This window comes from Bacillus sp. FSL K6-6540, assembly GCF_038007545.1.
Genome location: NZ_JBBOXH010000001.1, coordinates 3858950 through 3873295 on the forward strand (window position 1 = coordinate 3858950; position 14346 = coordinate 3873295).

Annotated in this window: 9 protein-coding genes; 1 reads left to right on the plus strand and 8 read right to left on the minus strand. The window is 46.6% G+C overall.

All coding sequences use genetic code 11. The features are described from left to right. Nucleotides 1-17 precede the first annotated feature (17 nt). The 8 genes from MHH82_RS16895 to MHH82_RS16930 all read right to left on the minus strand — a co-directional run bounded on the left by MHH82_RS16895 (nt 18) and on the right by MHH82_RS16930 (nt 13102). The gene (locus MHH82_RS16895; RefSeq protein WP_340966920.1) at nt 18-1433 is read right to left on the minus strand and encodes a leucine-rich repeat domain-containing protein; all 1416 of its coding nucleotides are present in this window, start codon (nt 1431-1433) and stop codon (nt 18-20) included. A gap of 412 nt (nt 1434-1845) precedes the next feature. Continuing rightward, nucleotides 1846-4332, minus strand: a complete 2487-nt coding sequence (locus MHH82_RS16900; protein ID WP_251496277.1) for a DUF4855 domain-containing protein — start codon at nt 4330-4332, stop codon at nt 1846-1848. A gap of 317 nt (nt 4333-4649) precedes the next feature. After that, nucleotides 4650-5924: a Gfo/Idh/MocA family protein gene (locus MHH82_RS16905; RefSeq protein ID WP_340966921.1), complete on the minus strand. Its 1275-nt coding sequence runs from the start codon at nt 5922-5924 to the stop codon at nt 4650-4652. Between the two features lie 96 nt (nt 5925-6020). Next, complete coding sequence (locus MHH82_RS16910; RefSeq protein WP_340966922.1) at nt 6021-7703, minus strand: response regulator; 1683 nt, start codon at nt 7701-7703, stop codon at nt 6021-6023. 12 nt (nt 7704-7715) lie between these two features. After that, the gene (locus MHH82_RS16915; protein ID WP_145036662.1) at nt 7716-9446 is read right to left on the minus strand and encodes a sensor histidine kinase; all 1731 of its coding nucleotides are present in this window, start codon (nt 9444-9446) and stop codon (nt 7716-7718) included. 40 nt (nt 9447-9486) lie between these two features. Continuing rightward, entirely contained in the window at nt 9487-10371 is an 885-nt protein-coding gene (locus MHH82_RS16920; RefSeq protein WP_176502408.1) for a carbohydrate ABC transporter permease, read from the minus strand. 37 nt (nt 10372-10408) lie between these two features. Continuing rightward, nucleotides 10409-11314 carry an ABC transporter permease gene (locus MHH82_RS16925; RefSeq protein WP_009590100.1) on the minus strand — a complete coding sequence of 302 codons (906 nt, stop codon included), beginning with the start codon at nt 11312-11314 and terminating at the stop codon, nt 10409-10411. 114 nt (nt 11315-11428) lie between these two features. Continuing rightward, complete coding sequence (locus tag MHH82_RS16930; protein WP_251496283.1) at nt 11429-13102, minus strand: extracellular solute-binding protein; 1674 nt, start codon at nt 13100-13102, stop codon at nt 11429-11431. A gap of 305 nt (nt 13103-13407) precedes the next feature. On the opposite strand from MHH82_RS16930, the gene MHH82_RS16935 reads away from it, so the two are divergent. Continuing rightward, nucleotides 13408-14256, plus strand: coding sequence for a helix-turn-helix transcriptional regulator (locus MHH82_RS16935; RefSeq protein ID WP_251496285.1), 849 nt, complete (start codon nt 13408-13410; stop codon nt 14254-14256). Nucleotides 14257-14346 lie beyond the last annotated feature (90 nt).

Genomic DNA, 14346 nt, shown 5'->3' on the forward strand with positions numbered 1-14346 from the left:
GGCAGTACGTAATGAAGCTATTTTTGCTCAAATATGATTACCGTTTTGGGATTCGACACGTATTCAACGGGAGATCCTAACAGCTCGGACACGAAGCGTACGGGGATAAACGAACTATTCTTCTTCAACAGTAACGGCGCATCAAATGAAACGGTTTTTCCATTCACGTTTGCTTTCTTTTCATTCACTTTCCAACGGATCGTCGTGTTGTCTTTGCTGATCGTTACCTCTTGTTTGCTTTGGTTCCACCCTACCTTCGAACCCAATCGCTCGGATACAAATCGAATCGGGACATAAGTGCGGCTCGATGCAATAAACGGCGCTTCGCTTAACCCAAAGGAACTCTCTCCTATGTAAGCAGTTCTACTCCCTATCACTAATCGCTGGGCTTTCAGTTGGCGGGATCCATCTCCACCGAGCTTATTGAGAAGTTGATACGTTTTGGTCGTACTTCTTAAATCCAAATAGTTACCGCTTAATTGCAACGCGTATCTTAGCGCTCCCGTGTCATAATGAGTATCGAACGAATGATTTCGAATGGGGTCCAAACTCCATACACGGTTATCCTTTAGATATAAATATTGAAGTTCCTTTAGGGATTTCAAAGGCTCAAGGTTGTAAACCAAATTAGAGTTTAGACTCAAGGAAGACAGGTTAGACATTTTTTTCAGTGGGTCTAGTTTCTTGATCTGATTGTTGTCCGCGGAAAGAACCCTCATTAGCGTCATCCCTTCAAGCGCACGGAGATCCGAAATTCGATTGCTTCCGATGTTAAGGCTCATTAAACTTTTGGATAGCGGCTTAAGTGGACTCAGGTCCGAGAATTGATTGCTCGCTATTTCCAAATTCTTTAGCTTGGTTAATCTGCTCAAGGGCTGAATATTCGCGATCTGGTTCCCGTTCAGTTGTAACCATGTTAATTCTCTGGCCATTGATAATGCCGTTATATTCGAGATTTGATTATCGTTCGCTTCGAATGTATGCAGACGCCCAAGCTGCTTGATCACATCAATCGACGAAATTTGGTTCCGGTTTACGATCAACATTTCCAAATCCGTCATGGCGGACAAATCCTGAATTGAAACGATCTGATTGTCCGCAATATCAAGTTCGCGAATCTTAATCAATGGCTTGAGAGGCGTAATATCGTCAATTTCATTATTGGACAAGTCAAGATATTTCACATTGGAAGCATATTGCAAGCCTTGAATGCTTTTAATTCCTCGTCTTGAAAGATCAAGTAATGTTAATGATTCCATATCTTTCTGTGTAACAGCCGCATTTTCATCCTTTTTTAAAATCTGCTTTATTGCTTGCTCCAACTGTTCGTCCTGAAAACTTACTTCCAGGGAAGCCTGCTCCATAGATGCCTGGCCCGGTAAGCTGATCATCATTACCAAAACGAATACGAGCCCTGATAAAACCTTATTCATTTCCTTTCTATCCCCTCTTCTACTGGTGTCTTATGGTAATGACGCTTATAACCGATAAAAGTTGCAGTACATTTTTTTCCATTGTGCCATCAAGACGAGTACAAAAAAAGGCCAACCAGTAGACTCTGGCTAACCTTTCCATAAATCCTCCAACCTTCCACGATACTTTACTTAGTTCTCATACGCCCGAGCATATTTCTTATGGTAGTCGATCATCTCGTCCAACTCGGATTCCTCGAGTCCTTCACTTCCCATGGGGGCGCCAGGACCGATTCAATAGCAAAAGCCATGGGTCACAGCGTGAAAAATAATGCTGCGCTCATGGCTTTTTATTAGGAATCATAAGATACCGTGCACCATGGCGCGACAGAATATGTCATGGAATTCTCTGCCGTTACCGGATGCCCGGTATTTACGGCGTCGGCGGCAAAACGACGGCTCCATTCGCCTTGCCGTCCATGCCAAGAACTTCGATTTCATCAAGGAAGACCCAGACGTTGACCGGGAATTCGATCTTGACGTAGCGGGCGAACACTTTATCGGCTCCCGCTTTCCCCGGCACGCCGTCTGCTGAGCCGCTCCATCTCACGAATTCGGCAGAGGCAGCATCATGAGCCGATGGCGGAGAAACGGTTGCCAGCGAGCTCCAGGTTTGGCCGTTCGTTGAAACGGAAAAAGCGACGTTCTGAGGGAAATAGATGCCAGGTCCTTGATCCTGAAGAAAATGGGCTCTGATTGATCCGATCGATTTGTTGCGGCCCAAATCCAATGTGATGGTGCGGCTTCGTTCTTCAGGGTAGGCGCTTCCCGCATGACCCTGCCACTGCTCGTTGCTGAAATCCGTTCCGCCGAATAGGCCGTTCGTCAGTTCATTCCCGGAATCGGGATAGTTGCTGTTAGGCGGTCGCGAAATGGCATAGCTTAGACCTTGAGCCAGATTGCTGAGGCCCCAGTCGTCAGACAAAGTTTCCATGAGAACTTGGGCATAGGTATCAAGCACCGTTGCTGCCGGTGCCGAAATCAACCCTTGTGCTTGCACGGCCGGATCGTGAATGTGTACGAGGAAATCCTGCATATACGTTACGGCATCCTTCGGCTTGTTTTGCTCCAGAAGCAGCTTGATGATCTGCATACGATACAACAACTCATTGCCAAAAGCCGAATTGATTTCGTTCGACGCGACATAACTGCGTACAAGCTCCTCCATTGTCTCCGGTGTCGGGCTGCTGTCAATCGTGTACGTTCCGTTCAAGAACTGGTAAAGCCAGTCATACATCAAACGCAAGCTTGGGTCTTTGCTTACCCCTAAGTTGTAAACGGCATTATTGCCTTGGTAATAAGCTCTAAAACCATTTTGCATCAAGCCGGTTTCAACGCCGCTGTTCAAGTATTCGACATAGCGGTTACGGAATACGTCGTCCGTCAGCATCCGATCATCGAACTCCAGCTCATTCGACATCCCATATTGCTTGGCCAGGTTCGAGGCATCTTCCAAACGGTCGGAATCCGTTCCGCCGAAGAAATAGTTAGGCTGAAGCGCCACGGCATCAAACCCTACTTCTTTCCACATAAAGCTTTTATAAGCCAATGAGTGAGGGATCCAGAAAAATTTCAAGTTCATGTCATGAACTTTGCCGCTTACAGCTTTAAGTAAATCGGGGCCTGTATCGCTTGTGCTGATTTGTTCTTCCAGCCAGTACATGCCGACAAGCTCCAGATGGGAATAGTTCGCTTCCTGCCATCTTTGGCGAACCTGATCCAGCCACCACTGCATCGCTTTTATCCGGTTTTCGAGCGCTTTCTCTTTGCCGACAACCGAGTCGTTAAAGCTTTCGGATACCCCGTCACCGTCAACGTCGCCAAAGTCGTTTACGTATTCCCCCGGGTTCGGAATCATGAGCACAACCTTCATTTTATGATCAGGCTGGTCCAGCTTGGCTCCGACTTCCACTGTTGCCTCATTCAACTGCTGCATATCCCCCGCGGGTGCGAAGGTTTTATCCAAATACCAGTTCCAGTCCTCCAGGATCGTTTGTCCGACACCGAAGTCACGGCCGGCAGGCGAAGCCAGTCCGAGATATAATATACCGTCAAAAAGCCAGTCGACAGGCTCGCCATCTTGATTTACATAACTGATGTTCGGGATGATCCGTTCCTTGTTCCAATCGCCCAACCCATCTGCATATTGCCCGTTATACAGCAGATTCAGGTTCCGGATACCGGCTGTAGCTTCTCCCGGCTCCAAAAAACGAGGCTGTTCGGCAGGAACCTTTACCGCCCCCTGAGCCTTGCCATCCGTACCTATAATTTCGATTTCGTCAATGTATTCCCATTGCGAAGGATGCATCGTAAAGGTTACTTTAACATAACGCGCATAAGCCAGCTTGCCGTCCGTATTCCCGCCTTTGATTCCATCCCGGCTGCCGTCCCATTCAAAGTTCTCCTGCCTTGGCGGTCCTTCCCCCCAGAGCAGCTGAGTGGCGTTATGTGACAGCAGGCCCCAATGTTCTTTATCATCGGAGACATACATCGATACGGTCAAAGGTACAAGGATCGAGTTGGTAGGATAATCTTGGAAGAAGTGAGCGGTAATCTTTCCGATTGACTTTTCCTCACCGAGATCAAAGACGACTTCCCGCGTTTTTCCACGCAGATGCCCTACCCATGCCGGGTCATTCATATCCAACGTGCCGTATTTTCCATCCGTAAGTTTGTAACCGTTGTCAGGATGCGACGCTTCTGGCTCCTCGGACCATTCATATGGGAGGCCGTCCGCAAGATTGCGGAATTGCGTCTCCTCCACTGCCGGAACAGGCGATTTTGCCTGCACCGCAGAAATCGAGGAAATCAGCAATACTACTGTCAGCAGGACGGATCCCCATTTCTTGTTCAACGTCATTAGGTCAGCTCCTTTTTAATCTCAAGTGTAGAAATGCCTGAATTCTTTACCCGCTTAGTGATGAATACCTAAATGGATCCCCCCTTTCACGAAATTCGGCAAACGCCCTGATTGGAATCGCTTTCAAAAATAAAAAATTCTCATTCCTCATTCCCTTCTTTGCTCGCGAAATGTCTTAGAAGATCAGTCCGAAGGTGAACCATTAGCCGGCAGATCATCATCTGCAGCGGCTATGGCGCCGTCCACCCTCGCGGCTTCATTCAACTCATACGGCGAATTTGCGGTCGAATTAATTCAAGTTCCACAGTTGTGTACAATTAAACACCCGCTTCTTCCTTCTGATACATCTCGGTCAGCTTGATGCTTCTGCCCTGCTGCAAACGGGATCGTTCGGAAGCGAAAGCAATCAAATGGCTTTGCAAGGAAGCGGTAGCCGATGTAAGGCCTTGAGACGGGTTGCGGTCGAACTTATGTACATTTTTAAGGAAGGAGCTCACCATGCGCTCATCGCCTCCGCCGTGGCCGTCGCCCTGCACGCTGCATTTAATTTCAATCTCTTCGCCCGTCGCATAACGGTACAGCGTAAAAGAACCCTTATCCATGTCGCCCATGATCTCTCCCTGCGTACCCATAATCTGCACACGGCGAGTACCGCTTTGGGTTAATCCCGACATAATGAAATTAGCATTAGCGCCGCTGGCAAATTCCATATTGACGACCTGATGGTCGACAACATTATTATCGCAGCGATAGACGCAGCGGCCGAACGGTCCTTCCTTAAGCGCCCGGATAATGCCTTCCTGTGATAAATCGTGCGTCATATAGCGCGCCCAATGATCGGCAGGTTGCTCCAAGTACATTTTAATCGCTGAAAAAGCACATTCCCTCTCGGCTTCGCAACCATCGATGCAGCGGTCCGTAGCACCCTCCGGCGCGTTCTCGGCTTTAAAATGAAGCAATGAGCCAAAGGAGCTGACCGCTGTGCACGGTTCATCCATCAGCCAGGAGATGAGGTCCAGGTCGTGGCAGGATTTGGCCAGAATCATCGGACTTGTTTCCTCGGAATTGCGCCAATTGCCGCGTACGTAGCTATGAACCATATGGTGATAGCCTACGTTCTCTGTCAGCTGAATGGTGCCGATGGCACCCAGCTCCCCATCCTCGATGCATTTTTTGATGCCCGACCAGAACGGGGAATAGCGAAGCACATGCGTGACCACCAGCAAACGCTTATGCTTAAGGGATGCTTGCTCCAGGTCTATGCATTCCCGCACATCCGGTGACATCGGCTTCTCCAGCATGACATGGTAGCCAAGCTCCAACGCTTTCATTGTCGGTATATAATGCATCCGATCAAGCGTGCAGATGATCATCACGTCGGCTATTTTCCCCTGCTCGAATGCTTGTTCCCAAGAATGATAAACATGCTCTTCAGCGATTTGATGAATCTCAGCAAAACGCTGTCTGCGTTCATCATCCGGCTCGGCTACGGCAACAAACTTCAGCTCATTCGGAAATTTCTCCGCATATGGTCCGTAGATGTATCTACCTCTACTGCCTGCGCCTATTAGTACGGCCGTTAATGTTCTCAATGTTAGTCCCCCTTGCATGTACAGTTGCATCCTAATTTCATTGTAAGGGGTGACTCCGCGCATCAAAATAGATCATTGCTTACATTTCATATACATTTATTGACCTTGGTGCATAGTTTCGGTGCGGACCGTTCGAAAATCCTGCGGCGTCATATCATTTTGCTTCTTAAAAAAGCGGATAAAGGCAAGCGCTGAATTGTAGCCGAGCTTGGCGGCAATTTCATTGACCTTCATGGATGTATTGAGCAGCATATCTTTTGCTATGACATTACGGTAATCATTTACGTATTTAGAGAGACCGATTCCCGTTATCTGTTTGTATAGCCTTGAGAGATAGGATGGATTCAAGCTGACATAATCCCCGATCGCGGTTAGGGATATATCATCCGCAATATGCTCCTCTATATAACGATGCACCTTATTGACAACCTCCGCCGGCAGCTCTGTCCCTCGAAGCGCGTTCCATTCAAAAAAGCAGTCCGCAATTTGCCAATAGTATGGAATCAGTTCCGTCCATGAAGCGGTCTCCTCCTGGCGGAACAGCATATCCATATTCATCTGGGTGTTCATATAGTCTCGCATATCTTTATTTTTGTGCAAATGCGCCAGAAATACCGCAGATAGGAAATGGTACAACTCAAGCTTGCGCTCATAAGGAGTATCCGGATCGTTCCAGATGTCTGTCAATTCAACAAACAGATGATTAAACTGCTCGCGGTGATTATTTTCAAGACAGCTCATCAACAGCTGCACGCGAGCGTGAAAAAAGCTGTCATGATAGCTTTTCGCCTTCTCTTTTTCTTCGGACTTCTGAAGATCTTGATCTGTCATGATGACCTCATGGAACAAGCCATGGCCTTGCATAAGACCGTATTTCATCGCATGAAAACGATCCGACAGCCGATTCCAGGGGACAGCCTCGCTGCCAATAAGAAAAGATACGGAGAGGTTCAGCAGCCTTTTGCTGGTCGCCTGGATCGTCTCCAAATTGCCGCTCACATAGCGGTATGCCCTGGTCCATTCCATCGTACGGATATCCGCCGTTATCTCCGGACCGGCTTTAGGCTGAAAGATCCATACCATTTTGTTCATATCAAATACGACGGAGAAGCAGCGCACATGGGCGGATAAATACTCATCGCCGATATTTTGAAGTGCGTAAGCGAGCAAAGCCTTGTCCGGTGCCGTGAACATTTCCTTCCAGGCATCGATCCTGCCAATCAGTAAATAGACAGGGAGCGATGCGTCGAGCGGAATGTCCATTTCCGCAAAAGCGTCCCGAAGCTGCTGCCCCGTCATCGTCTTGCCTTGAAATAAGCCCCAGATATATTCCTTCTGCAAGGAAGGCATCGCTATTCTCATTTTGGACTGGGCCCGCAAGATCATTTGAGCCTGACCCTGTTCCTCTTCGATTTCCTCTATCGCCCGTTCAACGGTATGAATGATCTTCTCGTCGCTTTCCACTTTCAGCAAATAATCAAAGGCACCAAATGTAAGGGCGTTCTTCGCATAGTGAAAATCATTGAACCCTGTCAATAAAATAACTTTGCACGCCGGCCACTGCGATTTTATTTCCTGAAGCAGCTCAATGCCCTCTATGCCGGACATCTTAATGTCCGAAATCACAATATCCATCCGGTGATGGGACAGCACCTCAAGCGCTTCTTCGCCGGAATAGGCCTTCATGACTTCAAGCTCCAAACGCTCCGTCTTCTCGAACAACTCCAGAAGACCATCTACAATAATCGGCAAATCATCCACGATTAAAAGCCTGTACATGGCGATTCCTCCTTAGCTCATGCTCAGTTTAATAATAGCTTGAAGCCCGCCAAGCTCAGAGCGTGATACGGTAATCCCATACTCTTCTCCATAACGAAGCTGAATTCTGCGATGAACATTAAGCAGGCCGGTTGTCTCCTCCATCTGGTTCGTTGAATAACGCAGCTTCTTGCCAAGCGCTTCGATTTCCTCATCCGTAATGAACTCGCCGTTATCTTCTACGTAAATGTAAAAAGCATCATTTCGCAGCTTGCTGTGCACCCATAGCTCGCCCGTGCCGCGCATATTGCCAAGGGCGTACTTATAAGCATTTTCAATAATAGGCTGCAAAATCAATCGGGGAACTTCAATCGGCTGGGCTTCGACTTCAAACAGCACTTCGATTCGTTCCCCGTAACAGATCGACTGCATCTCTACATAAGTGCGGGAATGCTCAAGCTCCATCTCCAGCAGAATGTCGTCATCATGATGGCGAGTAATGAACTGAAAATATTGCCCTATGTACAAACAGAACTGGTAGGCTTTTTCCTTCTGGGTATCGGATTTAATCAAGCGGCAAAGCACGAAAAAGCAATTATATAAAAAATGAGGATTGATTTGCGATTGCAATCGCTTCAGCTCCGAACGCTGATTGCGAATTTGCTGCTCATAATTTTCCTCAATCAGTGTTTTCAAAGATTTCACGGTATCGTTAAAAGCCTGGTATAAATAGCCGAACTCATCCTGCCTGCGGTCGATCAAGATCGGCTCCAGCTCGTTTTGCTGCATGCGGCGGAAGGAACGCACCAGCTTTAACAACGGACGGTATATTAATCGGATGATAAAATAGGTAAAAAATAAAAAAATACAAACAGCAAGCGCGCAAGCCCACCAAAACAATGCCCTATATACCTGCAATGAACCGAGAATCATCTCTTCCGGTATGCTCGTTACCATGTATGAATTCCATAGGCTGGAATACTTGAATACGGTTAGATATCGCTTGTTTTTATAATGGATCGTATCATAGCCTTCATCCATTTTCGCCGCCTGCTTTTCAAAAGCCAGCTCCTTCATCAGATCATGAAATTCAAGGTCGGAACCGCTATTGATTTCCCAGCCGCGCTCCAGATTAAACAATACGGTCTGACCACCCCTGCTGTTGCCGATTTGCGTTAAGGTCTCTTTAATTTTGCCGGTTGAGAGCTCTACGCCCACCACATAGAGCGGGTCCTTTTTGCCTGCAGGGTACTGCATCGTAATAAACAGCCGGTCCTGCCAATAAATAAAGGGCTCCGTATAAAGCTTCTTGTCTGGCTGCATCGCTTCATATTCTTCTGCATCCAGATTGGTTTCAAAGCTGTTGCTCAGCACCGTGCGCTCGATATGCGGAATGTACGCCTTCGCCTCGCGAATGAACGGACTGGAATTTTTCATTAAATCCAGGCGGTGCTGAATATCCAGTATTTTATACGACCGCTCGTAGGAGTTCATCTGCTCGCCTGTCGCCGCCACTTCCATCAAATCCCTGTCCATAACGTAGTTAGGCAGATATCGGCTGATCCGGTCTGCTTCCTGATCCAGGGAGTCTAAATAAAACCTTGTCGTATTCAAAATCGAATCGGATATTTCACTGCGGATATGATCGGCCCCTTGCTCATTCATCATCCAGGTTATCGCCATAAGCGGCAGTAAGGCCGCCAAAAAGGCAGCCATTATTTTTTTGAATATAGAGGAATCCTGTAAAAAGAATATACTTTTCATCGTCTGTTCTCCTGTGCCCGAGATCTACGACCTTCTTTGTCTATTCTTTTACGCTTCCCATTACAATGCCCTTGATGAAAAACCGCTGCAAGAATGGATAGACAATAAGAATCGGGAAAGCCGCTACGAAGATTTGTGCCGCCCTGCTTGTACGGTCAGACAGCTGGAGCATGAGTTCCACATTTTCTGATTTAAGAAATCGGAAATCCATCTTAATAATAACGGTTTGCAAGAAAGTTTGCAGCGGATAATTTTCCGGGTGATTCATATAAAGCATGCCGTCGAACCAGCTATTCCAATGCCCTACCATCGTAAAAAGCCCCGTTGTCGCCAGTGCGGGCAACGATAGCGGAACATATATTTTCCAAAGCGTTGCAAAATGCCCGGCTCCGTCAATCCGTGAAGCATCCTCAAGCTCCCTGGGCAGATTGCGGTAAAAGTTCAATAGCAGGATGACGTTGAACACGTTAATTGCCATAGGTAGCACCAACGCTCCGAGAGTATCAATAAGTCCCAAGCTTTTAATTGTCAAATAGGTAGGAATGAGTCCGCCGTTGAACAAAATCGTGAAAACAAATATCCATGCATAGACGGTTCTTAGACGAAACGTATTGCGATCCTTGGATAAAGGATAAGCTGTAATAATCGTTAACAACATACTTAATACCGTCCCGACAACAACCCGTTGAATCGAAATGCCAAAGGCTCTTACATACTCAGGCTTGCCGAACACGTTATCATAAGCCGCCGTTGTAAACTCTACAGGCCACAGCGCAACCTTGCCGGCTGCCGCCGCCGAACCCGAGCTAAACGAAATCGCCAAAATATGAAGGATCGGCATTAAGCATAAAAAAGATATAAACGCTAGAAAGACTAGGTTGCAAACTAGAAAAGCCCTTCTTCCGAATGACGGTTTAATAACCACGGTCAGTCTCCTTTCTGAATCACCGACTTTTCATCTATTAGAAAATACGGTAATTCGCTAGTCGGTATGCGAGTACGTAGGATACGGAAATGAAAATAAAGGATACGACGGATTTCAATAAGCCGACAGCTGTGGCAAATCCGAACTGGGCTTGCTGGATCCCCATACGGTAGACAAAAGTATCAATGATATCGGCACTTTCATAAACCGGTGCGCTGTACAGGTTAAAGATTTGATCAAATCCCGCATTCAGCACATTGCCGATATTAAGCGTCAGCATAAGAACGATGATCGGCATCATGCCCGGCAGCGTCACGTGAAGCGTTTGTTTCCAGCGGCCCGCACCATCGATTTGAGCGGCTTCATACAGCGTAGGATTAATTCCTGTCAGTGCGGCCAAATAAACAATGGTACCAAATCCAAATTCTTTCCATACATCGGAGATGACCATGACATAAGGGAACCAGTTATTATCGCCAAGAAAGAAAATCGGCTTCATGCCGAACCATCCAAGCAGCTGGTTCAATATGCCGGAGGAAGGAGACAAAATATCGACCAAAATCCCGCTCAGCAGCACCCAGGATAGAAAATGGGGCAGATAGACCAGGGTTTGGAACGTTCTTTTCATCCATTCTCTACGCAATTCATTAAGCAAAATTGCTATCGTGATTGGCACGAACAAACCGGCAACGATTTTCATTACAGCAATGTATACCGTATTAAAGAAGATGCGGCCGATATCCGGATAATCCATTAACAGCTGGAAGTTCCTCCATCCGATAAACGGGGAGCCGAACAACCCTTTATTCGGCACATATTTTTGAAAAGCCATCATGATTCCTGTCATAGGAATGTAACTAAAAATAACAATCATAGCTAAACCCGGCAGCAGCATCAAATGAAGCGGCCATTCCTTCTTCCACATGCGCGTCAGACTATTCATATCTTCACCTCGCTGATTCACTTATCATGCTGTGCATGCCTTGCTCAAGAACCTGATTGTTCTTGAAAAAAGGAGGGATTGCATAGATTCAATCCCTCCTTTGCGCTACAGATCCTATTTCATCGATTGATACCACTCGTTAACTTCTTTCGTGATTTCATCGCCGCCAAGCTTCTTCCACTCTTCAACGAATGTATCGAATTCGTCTACGGATACTTGGTTCATTATGATTTTGATGAATATTTCATCACGTTTCTTCGTTAAAATTTCTTGACGGTCTGCCATCGTCGGTGTAGGTGCGCCGTAGAATTTGTTTTGCAGGTATTCTTTGTTTTGCTGGATTTTTGGGTTATGCGATACCGCTCCGTTCGGCCCCGAAATCAGCACTTCCCACCACATATTGATATCGCTACCATCGATAAATTTCATCGCACGTTCATAACGACCCTTCTGGTCTGCAGTTTGAAGAATGCTAGGATCTTTCGTTTCGATCGCTTTCGGCAGAATTTCGCCGTTGTTATCCATCTGTTTGCCTACGCGAAGCGGGTTCAGCAGCCAGTAGTTGTTGCCTTTTTCTTGTTTGTCTTTACCATACAGATAGATTTTTTGTTCATCTGTCGGATTCATCGTATTATCAACGACGATCCATTGGTTCAGCAATTTGATAACGCCTTCAGGATGCTTGGCTTGTTTAGAGATCACATAGTACTCGTCAACACCAAGACCAATTTGATTCAATGTAGGCTTGTTGTCTACGGAAGGGATAGGGAACACTCCCCATTCTTGAACAACCTTCCCGTCTTTCACAGCGCCCTGCACAAGCTGCGCCGGTGTCCAGGAAGCACCAAATACCATGCCGATGCTGCCGTCGTAGATGAGCTCAGCGGCTTTTTCCGTATCTTTAACCGCAAACTCAGGATCGATCAACCCTTTTTTGAACATGTCTTGCAGCGCTGCAAGCGCCTGCTTCATCTCGGGCTGGATATCACTGTTCATCAAACCGCCGTTCCCATCTTCCATCCAAATGTTTTCATAAGCGTGATAGCCGTTCAAGAACGCTCTCAGACCGGTAACGCCTGTCTCGATACTAAATGGGTTTTTGCTGACCGCAATACCGTAAGCTTGTTTTGTGCCGCCAGGATTCTTGGTTTTGAACGCTTCGGCAATTTCAATGAAATCATCCATTGTTTTAGGCTCAGGCAAGCCAAGTTCTTTCAGCCAGTCGGTACGAACGAACAAGTATTGATAGTTGAACGGGTTGTATGAGCTTGGAATCCCCATCATTTTCCCGTCGATCATCGCAGTTTTCATCTGCATGCCGCCGTCCATGGTCAGAAACTTTTTCGTCTCTTCCGTAGCATGCTGATCATAAATCTCTGTCAAATCCATAATCATATCCGCTTCCGTCAGCTCCTTAAGCTGTGCAGCGTTTACAAGCAAGAAATCGGGAAGATCGTTGGATGCGATCGCAATTTTTACTCTCTCTTTGAATTGGCTGATGTCTGCAATCCACTTGTTTGTAATTTTGACACCGATATCTTGTTCATAAACGTCATAAACTGAGTTTTTGTCGAAGTCTTCACCTTCGTCGAATTTCAAGTAAGGATCGCTTGGCGAAACCGTTGAAACCTCAATGATATCATTGCTGTTTCCTGTGCCTGTTGTTTCAATTGGTTCCTTGGAATTTACAGGTGGTTGGTTTGGCTCAGACGACGTTTTGAATCCGCAGCCTGTAATCGCCAATGCAAGCGTCAAGGAGATCATTGCAAGTGCCTTTTTGCTCTTCAAATTTTACCCCTCCGGTACATTTCGTTTAGTTTTCTGCAAATTGTATTGCAGTCTTTCATAATTCCAGTATAGAAAGAAGCCCCCCGCTGTTCTATATACTAGTCTTTACTTTCGTATACACCTCTTGACACCAGGCAAAAAGCAAATAATTATCGTGATTCACTTATACATCGGCAGCATTTACTTTTCATTTAGAAATACCTCAAAATGTATGTATGAAAGTAAATAACAGTATCTGGTTGAAGTCATCCCTTGTCTATATACTTAGCATATAAATTCATGATTGTCTGGAGGCGTTGGACATAATGAGACTTCATATTGCCTATGACCATCCCATTGCTATCAATGCTTTCGAATGGACCCCTGCCACTTATCGGCAGCCGCCTCATGTGCACGCAAGCCTGGAGATCGGTCTCTGTTTAACAGGCAAAGGCTATTTTTTCTTTGGCAACAAACAATATGCAGCAAAACCTGGCGACTTATTTCTGGTCAACAATGATGAACGGCATATTGCCCAATCTGCCCCCGATGACCCGAGCCGCTATCTTTTTATTAATTTTGATCCCGCTCTGCTGCTAGCGGAGGAGCCCGGTCTTCTGCTGCCATTCTCCTATCGCTCCACTCATTTTTGCAATCATATTATGGGCGGCTCGCCGCTCGCCAAACAGCTTACGCCTTGGGTGCTGGCTATAGCGGAAGAACTGCGGGAAAAGTCCCCCGGTTATTTGGCAATGGCCAAAAGCGCGCTCATTCAGCTGTGCGGCCGTCTTCTTCGACATTACAACGGTTTGCTGACCGATGATGAGCGTCATCATATGCTACATTCCGTTCGCCAGGCGCAATCGCTTGCCGCTTTGGTCGAGCATCGTTACCACGAGCCGGTTAGCTTAGGGGAATTGGCTGATGAACTTGATTTAAGCGTCTCGCGCGTGAGCCGGGCGTTTCTGGAAACGACCGGTTATCGTTTCTCGGAATATGTTTCCTTGCTGCGTATCCAGGCTGCCAAGAGGGAATTGGCAGGAACAGACAAAGCTGTAGCCGATATTGCTTTCGAATGCGGCTTTCAAAGCTTGCCGACCTTTTACCGTGTTTTTAAAGAGATTGTCGGCCTGTCTCCGATCCGTTATCGGCAAACAATAGGGATTACGGAATGAGCAAAAAATGAGAATAACGCTTTAATGATTTGAGAAGCCATTGCCGGCATGGCTGGTTATAATCAAGGCATATTTTGATTATATGGATTT

Excerpts from the sequence above, each read along its gene's own strand:
- MHH82_RS16925 (WP_009590100.1), bottom strand. The coding sequence starts at position 11,314 with ATGAATAGTCTGACGCGCATGTGGAAGAAGGAATGGCCGCTTCATTTG.
- MHH82_RS16915 (WP_145036662.1), bottom strand. The coding sequence starts at position 9,446 with ATGAAAAGTATATTCTTTTTACAGGATTCCTCTATATTCAAAAAAATA.
- MHH82_RS16910 (WP_340966922.1), bottom strand. The coding sequence starts at position 7,703 with ATGTACAGGCTTTTAATCGTGGATGATTTGCCGATTATTGTAGATGGT.
- MHH82_RS16935 (WP_251496285.1), top strand. The coding sequence starts at position 13,408 with ATGAGACTTCATATTGCCTATGACCATCCCATTGCTATCAATGCTTTC.
- MHH82_RS16895 (WP_340966920.1), bottom strand. The coding sequence starts at position 1,433 with ATGAATAAGGTTTTATCAGGGCTCGTATTCGTTTTGGTAATGATGATC.
- MHH82_RS16900 (WP_251496277.1), bottom strand. The coding sequence starts at position 4,332 with ATGACGTTGAACAAGAAATGGGGATCCGTCCTGCTGACAGTAGTATTG.